The organism is Aeromonas jandaei, from assembly GCF_037890695.1.
GTDB lineage: Bacteria > Pseudomonadota > Gammaproteobacteria > Enterobacterales > Aeromonadaceae > Aeromonas > Aeromonas jandaei.
Genome location: NZ_CP149571.1, coordinates 2927140 through 2943750, shown reverse-complemented (window position 1 = coordinate 2943750; position 16611 = coordinate 2927140). Strand labels below are relative to the sequence as shown.

13 protein-coding genes and 1 pseudogene are annotated in these 16611 nt (G+C 61.1%); 8 read left to right on the top strand and 6 right to left on the bottom strand.

The window, feature by feature from the left end; genetic code table 11:
* Positions 1-61: 61 nt before the first annotated feature.
* Positions 62-1273: a beta-ketoacyl-ACP synthase I gene (gene fabB, locus WE862_RS13860; RefSeq protein ID WP_042030619.1), complete on the bottom strand. Its 1212-nt coding sequence runs from the start codon at positions 1271-1273 to the stop codon at positions 62-64.
* Between the two features lie 90 nt (positions 1274-1363).
* Between fabB and mnmC the strand changes: the two genes are divergently transcribed.
* A complete protein-coding gene (mnmC, locus tag WE862_RS13855; protein ID WP_198493505.1) occupies positions 1364-3382 on the top strand; it encodes a bifunctional tRNA (5-methylaminomethyl-2-thiouridine)(34)-methyltransferase MnmD/FAD-dependent 5-carboxymethylaminomethyl-2-thiouridine(34) oxidoreductase MnmC in 2019 nt (672 codons plus the stop codon).
* Between the two features lie 72 nt (positions 3383-3454).
* Here the strand turns inward: mnmC and WE862_RS13850 are convergent, their stop codons facing one another.
* The gene (locus tag WE862_RS13850; protein ID WP_042030622.1) at positions 3455-4075 is read right to left on the bottom strand and encodes a DUF922 domain-containing protein; all 621 of its coding nucleotides are present in this window, start codon (positions 4073-4075) and stop codon (positions 3455-3457) included.
* A 182-nt stretch (positions 4076-4257) separates the two neighbouring features.
* On the bottom strand, positions 4258-4641 hold the full coding sequence (locus WE862_RS13845; protein WP_225628399.1) for a hypothetical protein: 384 nt from the start codon (positions 4639-4641) through the stop codon (positions 4258-4260).
* A 277-nt stretch (positions 4642-4918) separates the two neighbouring features.
* Between WE862_RS13845 and dcuC the strand changes: the two genes are divergently transcribed.
* The 5 genes and pseudogenes from dcuC (at position 4919) to WE862_RS13820 (ending at position 11342) form a co-directional block, all read left to right on the top strand.
* Positions 4919-6271 (top strand): anaerobic C4-dicarboxylate transporter DcuC, encoded by a 1353-nt coding sequence (dcuC, locus tag WE862_RS13840; RefSeq protein ID WP_033115719.1) that lies wholly within the window; start codon positions 4919-4921, stop codon positions 6269-6271.
* 89 nt (positions 6272-6360) lie between these two features.
* Entirely contained in the window at positions 6361-8007 is a 1647-nt protein-coding gene (locus WE862_RS13835; RefSeq protein WP_042030625.1) for a bifunctional metallophosphatase/5'-nucleotidase, read from the top strand.
* Between the two features lie 174 nt (positions 8008-8181).
* A pseudogene (locus tag WE862_RS13830) lies at positions 8182-9826 on the top strand (hypothetical protein).
* A gap of 125 nt (positions 9827-9951) precedes the next feature.
* The gene (locus WE862_RS13825) at positions 9952-10455 is read left to right on the top strand and encodes a M48 family metallopeptidase (protein WP_042030627.1); all 504 of its coding nucleotides are present in this window, start codon (positions 9952-9954) and stop codon (positions 10453-10455) included.
* 26 nt (positions 10456-10481) lie between these two features.
* A complete protein-coding gene (locus WE862_RS13820; protein ID WP_042030629.1) occupies positions 10482-11342 on the top strand; it encodes a DUF2927 domain-containing protein in 861 nt (286 codons plus the stop codon).
* 127 nt (positions 11343-11469) lie between these two features.
* On the opposite strand, the gene WE862_RS13815 is transcribed toward WE862_RS13820, so the two are convergent.
* On the bottom strand, positions 11470-11721 hold the full coding sequence (locus tag WE862_RS13815; protein ID WP_033115714.1) for a DinI family protein: 252 nt from the start codon (positions 11719-11721) through the stop codon (positions 11470-11472).
* An 87-nt stretch (positions 11722-11808) separates the two neighbouring features.
* On the bottom strand, positions 11809-14247 hold the full coding sequence (locus WE862_RS13810; protein ID WP_404801008.1) for a DNA polymerase II: 2439 nt from the start codon (positions 14245-14247) through the stop codon (positions 11809-11811).
* A gap of 201 nt (positions 14248-14448) precedes the next feature.
* Between WE862_RS13810 and WE862_RS13805 the strand changes: the two genes are divergently transcribed.
* Entirely contained in the window at positions 14449-14946 is a 498-nt protein-coding gene (locus WE862_RS13805; RefSeq protein ID WP_198493506.1) for a prolyl-tRNA synthetase associated domain-containing protein, read from the top strand.
* Positions 14947-15516: a GNAT family N-acetyltransferase gene (locus WE862_RS13800; protein WP_042030630.1), complete on the top strand. Its 570-nt coding sequence runs from the start codon at positions 14947-14949 to the stop codon at positions 15514-15516.
* 60 nt (positions 15517-15576) lie between these two features.
* On the opposite strand, the gene WE862_RS13795 is transcribed toward WE862_RS13800, so the two are convergent.
* On the bottom strand, positions 15577-16437 hold the full coding sequence (locus WE862_RS13795) for a PA4780 family RIO1-like protein kinase (protein WP_042030632.1): 861 nt from the start codon (positions 16435-16437) through the stop codon (positions 15577-15579).
* Positions 16438-16611 lie beyond the last annotated feature (174 nt).

The following is a 16611-nucleotide window of genomic DNA, read 5'->3' as shown; positions in this document are numbered from 1 at the left end:
ATGGCAGATCACGAAAACAAAAAAAGCGCCCTGAGGCGCTTTTTTCATATCAACCGGATGATCAGGCTTTGAACTTGCTGAACACCAGGGAGGCGTTGGTACCGCCAAAGCCGAAGCTGTTGGACATGACGGTGTTGAGCTCGGCCTCTTCGTACTCGCGCACGATGGGCAGACCTTCCGCTTTCTCGTCCAGAGTCTCGATGTTGATGCTGGGAGCGATAAAGCCGTGCTCCATCATCAGCAGGGAGTAGACAGCCTCGTGCACGCCGGCAGCGCCCAGCGCATGACCGGTCATTGCCTTGGTGGCAGAGATCTTGGGACCGTTGGCGCCAAACAGCGTCTGGATGGCTTCCAGCTCCTTGGTATCGCCAACCGGGGTGGAGGTACCATGGGTGTTGATGTAATCAACCTTGCCGACACCCTGCATTGCCATCTTCATGCAACGCACAGCGCCTTCACCACTCGGGGCAACCATGTCGTAGCCATCAGAAGTAGCACCGTAGCCAGTCAGCTCGGCATAGATGTGAGCACCACGGGCCAGAGCGTGTTCCAGCTCCTCAACCACCAGGATGCCGCCGCCACCGGAGATAACGAAACCATCGCGGTTCGCATCATAGGTACGGGACGCTTTTTCCGGCGTGTCGTTGTACTTGGTAGAGAGCGCGCCCATGGCGTCAAACTGGATGGTAGAGGACCAGTCCAGCTCTTCACCGCCACCAGCGAAGACCACATCCTGTTTGCCAAGCTGGATCAGCTCCAGCGCGTGACCGATGCAGTGGGCAGAGGTTGCGCAGGCGGAGCTGATGGAGTAGTTGACCCCCTTGATCTGGTACGGGGTCGCCAGACAGGCAGAGGTGGTTGAAGACATGGTACGCGGCACCATGTAAGGGCCCACACGCTTGACCCCTTTCTCACGGGCGATGTCCACAGACTCCGAGGTGTTCTTGCCGGAAGCACCACCTGAACCGACCACCAGGCCGGTACGCTCGTTGGAGACCTGCTCTTGCGCCAGACCGGCATCTTCAATGGCCTGCTGCATGGAGAGGTAGGCGTAGGCCGCAGCGTCACCCATGAAACGCATGACTTTACGGTCGATCAGTTCAGACGGCTCGAGTTTGATATTACCCCAGACACGGCTGCGCAGGTTGTGCTGCTCGAACTGCTCGGAATAGGTGATGCCGGATTTACCTGCTTTCAGGGAGGCCAGCACTTCTTCCTTGTTGTTGCCGATACTGGAGATGACGCCGATACCGGTGATCACTGCTCTTCTCATTAATTCATCTCGTCTGGAAAAACTGGCGCCAAGTCTACCCGCTTTCGGCTGCCAAACTGGTCTGCTTTCACGTAGAATGCCCGCGTTTTTGTGACGCGAGCCGAGGAAAACGTGAGTCAAACATCCTTACATCATGCCCGATTGGACTGGAACGAGGCGGGAACTCCAGTCTCCAGTGAGTTCGGGGATGTGTACTTTTCCAATGATAACGGTCTAGCTGAAACGCGCTATGTCTTTTTGCAGCAAAACCGGCTGCCAGCGCGATTTTTGCACCACGATCGTGACACTTTCGTGATAGGTGAGACAGGTTTCGGCACAGGTCTTAACTTTCTGGCGACAATGGCAGCCTTTCTGGAACAGGCGCCCCAAACCGGCAACGGCTCCCGCCTTCACTTCATTAGTTTTGAAAAATACCCCCTGACCCAGGGCGATCTGCGCAAGGCGTTGGCCGCCTGGCCCGAACTCTCTTCCTTGAGCCAGGATCTCATCGCGCAGTGGCCCATCCCGGTGTCCGGCTGCCATCGCCTTATCTTTGCCGATGGCCGGATCCGGCTCGATCTCTGGTTGGGCGATATCAAGGACATGACGCCGCAACTGCCCCACCACGCAGATGGATTGGTGGATGCCTGGTATCTGGATGGCTTTTCCCCCGCCAAGAACCCCGAGATGTGGACGCAAGCGTTGTTCGACGGTCTGGCTCGCCTTGCCCGTCCTGCCGCCACTATCGCCACCTTCACCTGTGCCGGCTTCGTACGCCGCGGCCTGATTGCTGCAGGCTTTGCCATGAAGAAGGTGAAAGGGCACGGTAGCAAGCGGGAGATGCTGGCGGGGGATCGCACCGACAAGCAGCCGCAACATACCATTGCCCCCTGGTATGCCCGCCCGGCAGGCAGGGATGGCGAGGTGCTGATCATTGGCGGCGGCATCGCCTCGGCCATGACGGCGCTCTCGCTGGTAGAGCGTGGCCGCAAGGTGACCCTGCTCTGTGAAGATGACGAGCCAGCCAACGGCGCCTCAGGCAACCGGCAGGGAGCCCTCTATCCACTGCTTAACGGCGAGCACGATGCGCTGTCACGCTTCTATTCGCTCGCCTTTGGCTATGCCCGTCACCGCCTGCTGGCACTGGCCGAGCGCCATCCCGTCGCCTTTGCCCTGTGCGGGGTAACCCAGCTCGGTTATGACGACAAATCGGCAGCCAAGCTGGCGAAAATGAGTCAGGGCCCCTTCCCGTCCGAGCTGATGCAACCGCTCTCGACCGCGGAAGTAGAACAGGTCGTCGGCCTGCCCTGCGGCCACAGCGGCGTCAGCTACCCGCAGGGAGGCTGGCTCTGCCCGGCGGATCTCACCCGCGCAGCGATCAAAGAAGCACAAGCCAGCGGGCTGCTTGAGGTGGTGTTCAACACCGAGGTGGTTGCCATTGCCGAACAGGTGGATGGCTGGCTGGTCGAGAGCCGTGACGGACGCCGCTGGCAAGCCCCCAATCTGGTGGTTGCCGCCGGACACAAGCTGCCTGCGCTCATCCCCTTTGCCGAGCTGCCGCTCTATCCGGTGCGTGGTCAGGTGAGCCATGTGCCGACCTCGGCCAGCCTGAGCCAGCTCAATACCGTGCTCTGCTACGATGGCTATCTCACTCCGGCCCATAAGGATCACCACTGCATCGGTGCCAGCTATGGCCGCAACCAGACCGATCTTGCGTTTCGCGCTGAAGAGCAGCGCCAGAACCAGGCGCGGCTGCAAGCCTGCCTGCCACAGCAGAGCTGGCCCGGCGAGGTGGATGTCAGCGGCAATGAGGCTCGGGTAGGCGTGCGCTGCGCCAGTCGGGATCACCTGCCGGTGGTGGGGCCAGTCGCCAGATTGGCAAGCCTAGCGGATCACTACGCCGGGCTGCACACCAATCAGCAAGGTGCCGCCCCCCTACCGTGCCACCCCGGCCTCTATGTGCTGGGGGCGCTGGGCTCACGGGGTCTCTGCTCGGCGCCACTTTGTGGCGAGCTGCTTGCCAGCGAGATCTGCGGTGATCCGCTGCCGCTGGCAGCCGATCTGCTGGAAGCGCTCCACCCGGCCCGCTACTGGGTACGCAAGCTGCTCAAGGGCAAAGCGCTGGCATAATGCCAACGACCCGAAACGACAAGGCCGCCCACAGGGGCGGCCTTTCTCGTATGCCTATCTTGATTAGCTCGACTACTTGGGCCAGTGGACTCCAAGTTGCTCGCCATAACGGGTTTGTCGCTGAAAATCGGCAATCCGGCTGCGGATCTTCACCAACTCTCCCTGCCCCGCCGCCCAGGCTGCATAACGCAGTGCCTGACAGTCGCTGTGGGCAGGCAAGTCAGCAATGGCGCCGCCAACCTGATTGGCACCTTGTTGAACCATCTCCTTGAAGCGGGACTCATAGTCGAACATGCTGGCCAGCAAGCGAGCCCAGCGCTGGCGCGCCGGATCGGCCGCGTTGTTCTTCCCTTCACCACTACTTTCACTCTGGCGCCAGCGAGGTAACTCAACCGTCGCACGGGTGGTGACGGTGACTCTGCTCAGCTGACAGAGCCCCTGCAGCTGATCGGTCTCCAGTTGCCAATCGAGCTGGTAACTCGCCTTGCCAAGCACGGGGTTGCCGTTCACCTTGGGGGCACTCTGGGCGATGGCCCGGGCCAGTTGATCTGGCTGGGTTGCACTGACCTCATAAAAACGAACATTGATACGGGACTCGGGGACCACTTGCGGCCTGATTGGCTGCGCCTGACTCGCCAGGGGCAACAGCAGCGCCGCAACCCCCACTACCACTCCATAGAACTTGCTGACCATGCCAGACTACCTTCCTTGATTGCACGGGCGAAGTACCGACCTTGGGGAAACGCGCCGCCACACAGATAACGTCTATAGCCTATGTGTGCCAAAGATATGGCGCAACACAATGATGGGTCAGAAATCAGAGCCCGCTCACAGGTTCCGTGAGCAGAGTATGGCACAAGGCCAAATCTGTATTTTTATTGGGCAGAACGACTGATGCGCAGCCAGTTGAGGTGGTAGTTTTTCACATTGATGTCGTGACCATCTATCTGAATGAACTGATCATTTTTAAGACGGTTGGCAAAAAAGTCCTGATCTGCCCCCTCTTTCAGCCACAGCTCGCAAAGCCCCCGTTTTCCCTCCCCGGGATAGAACCGGGGGATCACCAGCACCGCCACACCGTCCACCCGGATGCCATTGCGATTCATACACTCCCCCTCACTCATGCGCGATGCCAGCGCGGCATAACGGGGAACCTGCCCTCTGGCCACCACCACCACACCGTAGGAGTGGGCAGCCATCAATCGCCGCATGGCGACCGCCTGATGGGGGCCGGTCTGATGAAATCCATCGTTCTTCATGGCAACGGCCGGCAGCGGCAGCAACATCCAGCAAAGGAGACATATCCAGCGTTTAACACCTGACAAACGACGAAAAACCATACAAAAGCCTCAAAAGAAAACCTGAGGGCGGCAAGGCTATTACGTCAAAAATTCAGGGTAAAGCACCTTTACCCTTCTTTAATTCTGCAAAACTGGCCAAACGTTGATTAGGTTCACACTGCATCGAGTTTCATATCGCCAAATTACCTCTATAGGAATAGACTCCGAACCCCTCTTGTTTAATGGAATGGAATAGATGCTGGAACTCATCATCGGCACCCTGGTCACTCTGGTGGTCGGGCGCGCCATCTTCAAAGGATACTCAGCGACAGGCGTGTTGCTGAGCGGCGGCTTGCTGCTGCTGGTCGTCACGGCCCTGATGGGCAAGCCGGTGCTGCCGAGCAAGGTGACAAGCACCGGTTATATCGCCACCGATATCTTCGAATATGTCCGCTTCCTGCTCAACGATCGTGGCGGCGGACTGGGGATGCTGATCATGGTGCTGTGCGGCTTCGCCGGCTACATGAGCCACATCGGTGCCAACACCATTCTGGTCAAGCTGGCCAGCAAACCGCTCGGCATCATCAAATCCCCCTATATCCTGCTGGTTGCCGCCTATCTGGTGGCCTGTGCCATGTCGCTGGCGGTCAGCTCCGCCACCGGTCTGGGCGTGCTGCTGATGGCAACCCTGTTCCCGCTGATGGTCAACATGGGGATCTCCCGTGGCGCCGCGGCCGCCGTGTGCGCCTCGCCGGCCGCCATCATTCTGGCTCCGACCTCCGGTGACGTGGTGATGGCCGCCCAGGCTGCCAACATGCCGCTGCTGGACTTTGCCTTCAAGCTGACCCTGCCCATCTCGCTGGTCGCCATCGCCTGTATGGCGGTGACCCACTTCTTCTGGCAGCGCTACCTCGATCAGAAATCCGGCGAGCACAACGAGCCGGTGGCACCGAGCGACCTCATCACTACGGCGCCCGGCTTCTACGCCATTCTCCCCTTCACCCCCATCATCGGGGTGCTGGTGTTTGACGGCAAATGGGGCCCGCAGCTCGATATCGTCACCATCATCGTCATGTGCATGGTACTGGCCAGCCTGCTGGAGCTGGTACGCCTGCGCAACGGCAAAGAGCTGCTGGATGGTCTGCAGGTCTGTTGGCGCAACATGGCCGACGCCTTTGCCGGCGTGGTGATGCTGCTGGTCGGTGCAGGTGTCTTCGCTCAGGGTCTGATGACCATCGGCTTTATCGACACCCTGCTGGCCCACGCCCAGGATCTGGGCTCGGGCGGCATGATCATGATGCTGTCACTGGTGGTGATCACCACCCTGGCCGCCTTCACGACCGGCTCGGGCAACGCCCCCTTCTACGCCTTCGTGGAGCTGATCCCCAATCTGGCCACCAGCCTTGGCATCAACCCGGCCTATCTGGTGATCCCCATGCTGCAAGCCTCCAACCTGGGCCGCACCATTTCACCGGTCTCCGGTGTCGTGGTCGCCTGTGCGGGGATGGGCAAACTCTCGCCGTTCGAAGTGGTCAAACGCACTTCGCTGCCAGTGGCCGTCGGCCTGCTGGTGGTGATCGTCGCTACCCAGATCATGGTTCCGGCCTGATCGCTGACCAGCCCGGTCTGCGCCGGGCTGGTATCTCTCCCCCCCTTTGCAGTAGACTCTGTGCTCTTTTTCCCCAAAGGAGGACCGAGATGAGTATTACGGTTCAACTTGCCCACTTCAGTGACTGCCACTCCCATTTCGATGGTGCGCCGATAAGCTTCACCCCCGCCGGAGAGTCCCAGTGGCGCACCCAGTGTGGCGGTTATGCCCGGATCCTGACCCGCCTGACCCAACTGCGCGCGCAAGCGGTTGCAGCAGGTCGCGGCTGCCTTATTCTGCACGGCGGCGACTCCTTTCAGGGCTCCCTCTATTTCAACCGGTTCAAGGGGCGGGCCAACGCCGACCTGCTCGCCATGCTGGCCCCCGATGCCATGGTGATCGGCAACCATGAATTCGATCTGGGTAATGGCCAGTTGGTGGAGTTTCTGCGCCAGCTCGATTTTCCGGTGCTCGCAGCCAATCTGGACAACAGTCAGGAGCCGGCCGATACGCCTCTTCGCCTGTGGGATATTCCCCACCTCTACGACGCCCATCAGCCCTGGCATCGCCGGGTCATCGATGGCGTCCCCTTTGCCCTGCTCGGGATCACGCTGGCCCAGATGGCGGCCATCGCCAATCCGGATCCGCACACCCGCTTCCACGGGGTGAACGAGACCCTGACCCGGGTAATTCGCGAGATAAAGGGCGAAGGGATCCACCATATCGTGCTGCTGAGCCACCTCGGGCTGGATCAGGACAAGCTGCTGGCCGAACGCTTCCCCGAGCTCAGTCTCATTGTTGGCGGTCATACCCACAGCCTGCTGGGGGATCTCGCGCCGCTGGGCCTGCCAAGCGAAGGGGATTATCCCCTGATGCACAATGGCGTAGCCATCATGCATGCGGGCCACAGTGCCCTCTGCCTTGGCGTCTGCGAGCTCACCTTCGATGAAGCTGGCCGCGTGGCAGATAGCCACGGCCAGCTGGAGTGGCTCCCCTGGCAACCCTGGCCGTTCGGCTCCCCCCCGCCAGCCGGACTCACTTTCTGCGAGCCGGATGCCAGGCTGGAGCAGCATCTGGCCAAACGCTACCGGCCGGAGATCGAGACCATGACCCAGCGCATCGTCACCAGACTCGATACCCCGCTCCCCCATCAGCGCCTGCCGGATGCCAACCTGCCTCACGGCAGCCATGTCGCACCGCTGGTAGCCCATGCCATGCTGATGGCGGCCCGGGAACAGGTGGGCGAGGTCGATTTTGCCCTGCACAACGCCGGTGGCGTGCGCTGCTCGCTGGAGCCGGGCCCCTTGAGCGAGGCCGATATCGCCGGTCGCCTGCTCCCCTTTGCCATTCCCCTCACCCTCTATCGGGTACACGGCCACGAGTTGGCGGAAGCGCTGGAGAATGCCATCGACAACGCCACCAATAATGGCGTGGTCGGCAATGGCAACGGCAGCTTCCCCTACACCGCCGGGGTGCGCTTCACCTACCAGGCCGATCGGCCCAAAGGTCAGCGTATTACCCATCTGGAGTGGGAGCCTGAACCAGACTGCTGGCAACCGGTGGCGTCCGACCAGGTCTATCGCGGGGTATCGAGCGCCTACACCGCCTCCGGCAAGGAGGGCTACACTGCGCTGACTCGTACCCTGACCCAGCACAATCAGGAGCTTGGCATCACGCTAGCCGATGCCTTTATCCGCTGGGCCCGCCATCAGCCGGAGCTGCGGGCCATGCCACCGCGAGTCGAGTACCTGCCGTAAAGGCCCCTCGATGTGCCTGTCTGCATCCATATCGGGCAGATAGGCACTTTTCGTCTCTGAAACCGCTCTTTTTCGACAATATTTGCCCCGGATGGGCCTGTACCATTGCATCATCCGCGCGGGCTCGGCAAGATAGGCCCGCTTTCAAGACCAGCTGCAGGAACAGGCTACTTCATGAATCACTCCATCCGTTTCACTCCCCCCCGCGTCAATCCGGCCATCAAACCCACAGCCATCTTGCTGACCGCGTTGCTGGCGCTGCTCTTCTGCCTGCGCAACCCGCTCGTTCATGCCATGGCGCCGGGGTTTGACGCCTCGCTCTTTGCCGTTATGGGCAAAATGTGGAGTGAAGGGGGGGTGCTCTATCGCGACATGATCGATATCAAGGGGCCGATGATCTTCGCCCTCGATGCGCTGGGGTATGGTCTGGGGGGATTTGTCGGGATCTGGGCACTGGAGTGGGTGCTCTGCTGGCTCGGGCTGATGGCCAGCTGGCAGGCGTTCTCCCAGCTTGGCCTCTCGGTCAGGGCGCGCCTTGGCGCCATGTTGGCACTGCTGGCCCTCTACGGTACCCGTTACTACTACGGCAACATGACCGAGGACTGGCACCTTCCACCTCGCCCTCATCGCCCAGTGGGCCTTCATTACCCTGTTGCTGGACAAGGGATTTCGCTGGTGGCCGGCGCTGGTGGCGGCCCTCACCTTTGCCATCGTCGCCTGGATGCGCACCAACAACGGCGCCTTCTGGGGTGCCTGGTATCTGGTGCTGTTCTGCCACTGGTGCCTGCACGAGAAGTGGCGTGACGCCATCCTGCTGCTTGTCTCCAGCCTGCTCGGTCTGGCGCTGATTGGCGGCCCCCTCTACGGCTACTTCCAGCAGCACGATCTGCTGGCGGCCTTCAAATACTACGCCTTCGACATCTTCTTCGAGGGGAGCTACGGCAACGGCTTCTCCCCCATGGTGGGTGCCGTCGGCTTGCTGCGCACCGGTCTGGTGATGCTGCTGCCCCCCTTCATCCTGCTGATGCTGAGCCGCCGTCAGGAGTGGTATCTGCCCGCCCTGCTGGCAACCCTCTTTGGCGTGCTGTTTACCCTGATCGCCAACTCGGTCTCCGGCCATGTGTTTGATCACTACGATGTGCTCTATCTGCAGCTGGCTCTGCTGCCGCTGGCGGTACTGCTTGATCGCAGCGAGCAGAAGGCCGATGCCCTCGGCCTGCTCTGCATCTCGCTGGTGGTGCTGACTGCCAGCTGGCTGCTGGCCCAGCAGCTGGTCTTCGGCTGGAGCACCAAGGAGTGGTCCCTCGAGCGGGTTAACGAGGTGCTCGGCACCAGTCTGCTGTGGGCCCTGCCGGTACTCATTCTGGTGCCCCTGTGGCGCGCCTGGGATGTGCGCAGCGCCACCCCCTGGCTCGCCACCCTGGCCATGCTGCTGCTGATGATCAACAACGCTTGGGAAGGAACGATCAAGGGTCGCCCCTTCAACCCGGCGGCGCAGGTACGGGTCGATCGCATCAAGGCCGAGACCAGCCCAAGCGACAAGATCTGGGTCGATGGTATCCAGCCGCAATATTATCTCTGGGCCGATCGTCAGCCGGCCTCTGCCTATCTCTTCTTTGCCAACGTCAACCCGCCCTATGACGTGCGGGCTCGCGTGCTGGCGGACATCCAGCGCCAGAACCCCAAGTTCATCATCGCCAAGCCGGAGCGGGTCAGCGAGGAGCTGAAAAAGCCGAGTTCGCCCTCCCATCTCGCCTTCTATCAATACCTGACCAGCCACTATGAAGAGGTGGATCCGGGTCTCTATCGTCGCCGCTAACCAGCGCAGAGACGCAAAGGGCGGCCATTTGGCCGCCCTTTTTCCATCCCCTCACTCCTCACCGGTAGGCAAGCAGGCCCGCGATGACTACAATGGCCCACTTTTGGATGTAACGGGTGACAGACATGGCGGAACTGACCTATCTCGGGGGCTATCCCGAAGCGCTCAAGGCACAGGTGCAACAGCTGATCGCGGCAGGCAAACTTGGCGACATGCTGGCCAAGCGCTATCCAGATAGCCATCAGATCCAGAGTGACAAGGCGCTGCTCGCCTACACCATGGAGCTGAAAAACCGCTACCTCAAAAGCTCGGCCCCCCTGTCAAAGGTGGTGTTTGACGGCAAGATCAACGTCATCAAGGACGCCCTCGGCCTGCACACCTACATCAGCCGGGTACAGGGCAACAAGCTCAAGGCCAAGAACGAGATCCGCATCGCCGCCCTGTTCAAGGAGGCACCCGCCCCCTTTCTCAAGATGATCGTCGCGCATGAGCTGGCCCATATCAAAGAGAAGGATCACAACAAGAGCTTCTACCAGCTCTGCCAGTATATGGAGCCCGACTATCATCAACTGGAGTTTGATCTGAGGCTATGGCTCACCTGGCGCGATATCGACAAGGCCAATCGCTAGGTTGACGGTGGTTTCAAGGAGGAAACATGTCATTTGCCGCTATCCCCTTTAGCGCCCCGCACGTTATTGCCAATGTGGTCATTGCCAATGTGTGCCGCGCAGCCCGTCCCCGAGGCATGTCACACGGGCTGCTGGCCCTGCTCACACTCTGCTCTTTCTTCTCACAAGGAGCAGAGCGCTGGCAGAGCGACAGCTATCTCACCGAGAGTTTTATGGCCATCGCCATGGAGCGGGAGTATCACGAAACCGCTCACCCGCGCTTCACCCGCTGGCAGCAACCGGTGCGCTTGCAGCTCATCAACGAGTCGGGGGACAAGCCGCTGCAGGCGGAGGTGGTCAAGGTACAAGCCGCCCACCTCGCCCGCATCACCGGCCACCCTATCAGCATGGTGACCAGCAAACCCAACCTCACCCTCATCATGACCGACTACCAGCGGATGAAGGGTTGGGCCAAGCGCACCATGGGCAACGCACCTTCGGTCAATGCCGCGCTAAAGGAGGGGCTCTGCATTGGCCACTTCGCGACCAACAAGCAGCACGAGATCAGCAGTGCCACCATCATCATTCCGGTGGACTACAGCCGTGCCAAGGGGCGCTTTCTCGACTGCGTAGTGGAGGAGTTTACCCAGGTGATGGGGCTGCCCAACGACTCGGACAAGGTGTTTCCCTCCATCTTCAATGACAACAGCATCGACAGCTTTCTGACCGGTCTCGACTATGTGCTGCTCAAGCTCGCCTACCACCCTGCCCTCAAGGCGGGGATGAGCAGCGACGAGGTTCGGGCGGCCCTGCCGCTTGCCATCAAGGATCTGCGCGCCAAAGGCGAGATCAGCGAGGCAGACCGCCGCGTTCAGCAACAGAGCCTCAAAAGCTGGGCCGGGCTCTGAGTTTCAGCCCGCGTCAAGCATCAACTCGGGAAGCATCCGCTTCGGCTCGCCCTTCGTCCGGCACCAAAACAAAAACGCAGCCTATGGGCTGCGTTTTTGCTGTCAAATCCACCAGTGGCAAGCCTCTTTAGGAAGCCAGACTCTCTTCCGGCATCCAGCTGTCTGCGTTTTCCCACACCTCCTGCACCATAGCCTCAGCAAGCTCCTTGTCCTCCTTGCTGGCGCGGCTGACAGTCAGGGACATGCTGCTGCCCGGGGCGACGCGGACATGGAGATCGGGGAACTTCTCGCCCAGCTGCTTGAGCAGCTCCTGGCGCAGCGCTTCCATGGTGGAGGTCGGGATCTGATGTTTTTTGTCGATGATGATTTCCAGACGCATAGGATACTTCTCCATGATGAATAACTGTATTTTTATACAGTATTTTTGAAAAGTAAAGTACCCAACAGAGAAAGAGGCAAATGACCCCTAAAAAAGATCGAGCTGCTGGCCGCAGATCCGCTCGAACGACTCGCCGACAAAGGGGAGGATCGCATCGGCAATGGGTTTGAGCTGCTTGTCGATATAGTGTTCGTAATCGATGGGGGTGCGCCGGTACTCCAGCGGTTCTGGGCCATTAAGGGTCATCAGATAGGCGATGGAGCCCCGATGCTGGTAGCGCTGGGGCAGGCCGCGGCGCAGGTTCTCCTCGTCCGCCAGGCGCGCCGCCCGCACATGGGGTGGCACATTCTTCTGATACTCCTCGAGTTTTTGGCGCAGCCGCTTGCGATAAACCAACAGCTCGTCGTGCTGGCCGGCCCGGGTCTCGTCCACCATGGTGCGCACATAGCTGCCGGGATCCTGGTCGTGAAACACCATTTCGTAGAGGCGGGTCTGAAACGCCTTGGCAAGGGGCGTCCAGTCGGTGCGCACCGATTCGAGCCCCTTGAACACCAGTTGCTCCTCTGCCCCCGCCTCCTTGCCAGCCACCAGCCCCGCGTAGCGCTTCTTGCTCCCCTTCTCCAGCCCGCGGATGGTGGGCATCAGGAAGCGGCGATAGTGGGTCTCGTACTGGATCTCCAGATAGCTCGGCAGGTTGAACTCGCGCTTGATCAGCGCAGCCCAGTTGTCGTTGATCATCTTTGCCAGCCGCCGGCCAATCTCGTCCGCCTGTGCGGGACTGGTCTCCTTGCCAAGGTGCACGAAGGTGGAGTCGGTGTCGCCATAGATCACCTCGAAGCCCTCCCCTTCGATCCACTCCCGGGTCTGCTGCATGATGCCGTGACCGCGCAAGGTAATGGAGGAAGCAAGCCTCGGGTCGTAGAAGCGGCAGCCCCCCGAGCCCAATACCCCGTAGAAGGAGTTCATGATGATCTTGATGGCCTGGGAGAGCGCCTTGTTGCTGGCGGCCTTGGCCCGATCCCGCGCCGCCCACAGGGTGGCGATGAGATCCGGCAGGAAGTGCCGCTCGCGGGAGAACAGGGCGCCGCGAAAGCCCGGAATGGCTTGGTCTGGATGCTGCAGCCCCTCGATGAGCCCCATGGGGTCGATGCAGAAGGTGCGGATGATGCTGGGATAGAGGCTCTTGAAATCGAGCACCAGCACGTGGCGATAGAGGCCGGGTTTGGAGTCCATCACATAGCCGCCGGGGCTCGCCAGCCCGCCGTCGGCCGGCAGATTGGGGGCCACGTAGCCGCCACGATGCAGCCGCGGCAGGTAGAGGTTGGTAAACGCCGCCACCGAGCCCCCTACCCGGTCCAGCTCAAGGCCGGTGAGGGAGGCACGCTCGATGGCAAAGGGGATGAGGTGGCAATAGTCGAAGATCTCCCACACCAGCTTGCAATCTTCCAGGTTGTAGCGGGCCAGCGCTTCCTTGTCGGAGTGAAACAGCTCGGTGATCTTCTCGCCCCGGTTGGCCACATCCTCGATATCCTTGCCACGGCCAAGCAGTTCGCTCGCCACCGCATCCAGGCTGTAGCTCGGAAACTGCCAGGTGGCGCTTTTCAGGGTGTCGATGCCGTCCAGCACCATGCGCCCGGGGATAATAACGCTGCCAGTCTGGGGGTCGTTGCGCGATGATCGCCAGAAACAGAGCTCGTGGCCGCGCCCCAGCCGCAACCGCCGCTTGTTGAGCTCGGCGCGGCGCAGCAGCAGGCGAAAGTCGAAGTTGACCACGTTCCAGCCGATGACCAGATCGGGGTCTTGCCGCACAAACCAGCGCTCCAGCGCACTCAGCAGGGCGCTCTCGTCCGCCACCCATTCGACCTGGGTACCCCAGCTGTCGGCGTCGGCCTCCGGCGTACCGATCATGATGACCCGCGCATCCTCTTCGCTGTAGAGCCCCACCGAGAAGAGCGCCCCATCCATGGCACACTCCACGTCCAGCGACACCCAGGAGAGGGTCGGCGTCACCGCCTGCGGTGCGCAGCGCGCCTCGTTCACCTCCCAGTAGCCGTGCTTGCCCCCTTTCTTGAGGGTACGCCCCTCGAAGCGCACGCCGGCGGTAATGAAACGCTCCATCAGGTAGCGCTCCGGCAGCCGGATATCCGCCTCGAAGTGCTCCAGCCCGCGGATGAGCAGCAGCTCGATGGCGCGGTGAAAGGCGCTCAAGGTGGCAAAGTAGCAGCCCACCACGGCGCGGCCGTCGAAGGTGTGCATCGGCAGGCGGCGAAACCGCCCGCTCACCCCGGCCCCCTTGAACAGCTCGGCGGCTTCTTCCATATGGCTCTGTGGCAGGAAGAAGACCGGCTCCTGCCCCGGCACTACCACCCGCACCGGTCCCTGCTCGCTCCAGAGCCACATCACGATCTCGGTGCGTTCCGGCTGCTCGCCACGACCGCGCACATCCCGCCCGTGACGGGTCAGAATAAAGCCGTCGCGTGGCGGAGTAACGGGTGGGATGGACGGTTGGTCAGTCATGCAAGTCATCGGAATCAACATGGAGATGGGAGTATTGTACGTTCATACAGTGCTTTGCTGCAATTGCCACGCCAGCCGCCATGGCCTAACCAAGCTGCGAGAGGAGCCGCAAACTGGTAAGCTCGCCAGAGTGGCCGCTAATGCCGGTGGCGGCTTTATTCGCCACGCGATTCATCCAACACTCCACTTTTCACCCGATATCAGGAGGCCATGGTGGCGCTTTACTCTCTGCTGGATCAGCTGACCATTCCCTATCAGCGCATCGATCACGCCCCCGTCTTCACCTGCGAGGAGGCCAGCCGGCTGCTGCCCGACCTGCCTGCCGCCAAGAGCAAGAATCTCTTTTTGCGTGACCCGAAAAGCGAGCGGCTGTTTCTGGTGGTAGCACCGGAGGAGAGCCGGGTCGATCTCAAGGCGCTGGCTGCCGCCCTTGGCGTCAAGCGGCTGAGTTTTGGCTCGCCAGAGCGGCTCGAGGCCGTGCTTGGCCTCACCCCGGGTTCGGTCACCCTGCTCGCCATAGTGCGCGACAGGGAAAAAGCGGTTGAGCTGGTGGTGGATGAGGCCATCTGGCAGGCCGAACAGGTGCAGTGCCATCCGCTGGTCAACACCGCTACCCTGATCATCCGCCTCGACGACGTGCGCCGTCTGCTGGCCCACCTCAGCCGGGAGGCCACCGTCATGCGGCTGCCGGTCGTGGCCGCAGATTGAATGGCAGGTGCAACTCCCACTGCACGTGAGCAGCCAGTGCCGACCCGCTATGAATGCCGCCCGGCTCGGCTGACTGATGCTGCCGCCTATCGCAACTATGTGGCCGAGTGTGCCGAAGCCGGATTGCCCCTCTATCAGGTCGCGCAATTTGATCCTGACAGCTGGCTAGAAGCGCTGCTGGATCATGCCAGAGGGCATAACCTGCCCAGCGGCTATCCGACCACCACCACCTATTTTGCCCTCGATGCCGGAGAGATCCTCGCCACCTTGCGCCTGCGCCACGGTGACAATGAGGCCAGCCAACAGTGGCTGGGCCACATCGGTTACGAAACCCGTCCCTCCCGTCGTGGCGAAGGGGCTGCGAGCTTGCTGCTTGGCTGGGTACAGCAACACATTTTGAGCAAGCCGGTATTGGTCAGCTGTGACGAACAGAACCAGGCCTCCTGCAGGGTGATTGCGAAAGCAGGCGGAGTATGGCTGGCGCGACGCTTCCATCCGGGAGATCGCTGCTGGTTGGCGGTGTACCGGATATTCCCTCTGCCCCATCCGATAGAACACGCCCCAACATAACCAGCCGATAGCAATAAAAAGAGCGCCCGAGGGCGCTCTGGTGGCGAGAGTGACAAACCCTCAGTAGCTGTCTTCCTGCTCTGCCTTAATCCGTGCCTGACGGGCATAAGCCTCCTCTTCGGCACTGGCGATCTCGTCAAGCACGGCATCGAGATCAATGGCCTCCCGGCTCTCCTCGAACTGACCGGTCAGCTCGCTCTGGGGCGTGAGCTTGCCGTCCTCGTAAAGCGCCCACATCTCTCTGGCGTAGTTCGTTTTGAGCAGCTCGGGGGCATACATGCCGTAGTAGTTGCGCATGTTGTTGACGTCACGCTCCAGCATGGCTCTGGCCTGATTATTGGCGGCCGCATCCACCACCTGCGGCAGATCGATGATCACGGGGCCCTGCTCATCCACCAGCACGTTGAACTCGGAAAGATCGCCGTGAATAAGACCGGCGCAGAGCATGCGTACCACATACCCAATCACCTTGGCGTGATCCGCCAGCGCCTGCTCATGGCTGAGAGCCACGTCGTTGAGGCGGGGTGCCACATTGCCATCGGCATCGGTGACCAGCTCCATCAACAACACGCCGTCGAGACAGACATAGGGCTTGGGCACTCGCACGCCAGCTGCCGCCAGCTTGAACAGGGCATCCACCTCGGTGCTCTGCCACACCTCTTCGTGCTGCTTGCGACCGTACTTGGATCCCTTCTCCATGGCGCGGGCACTGCGGCTGTTGCGCACCCGGCGCCCCTCCTGATAGACCACCGCCTGCTTGAAGCTGCGCTTGGACGCCTCCTTGTATACCTTGGCGCAGCGAGTTTCGTCACCGCAGCGTACCACGTAGACATCGGCCTCTTTGCCGCTCATCAACCGGCTGATGACCTCGTCGACCAGGCCGTCATCAACCAAGGGTTGGATTCGATTTGGAACTTTCATGACCGCCCTTTCACTCTCTCTGCCCGTTGCAAAATTGTCTGTTGCACGTCCACCTGCCCATTTTTCTGTCCGGACACTCAGTTATCCACTGCCTGCCCGCTGTTTGTCCATCTCCCGGCACTGAAAATTCCCCTCCGGGCGTGCCACGGCAACAAAAATGGCCCGCAAGCGGGC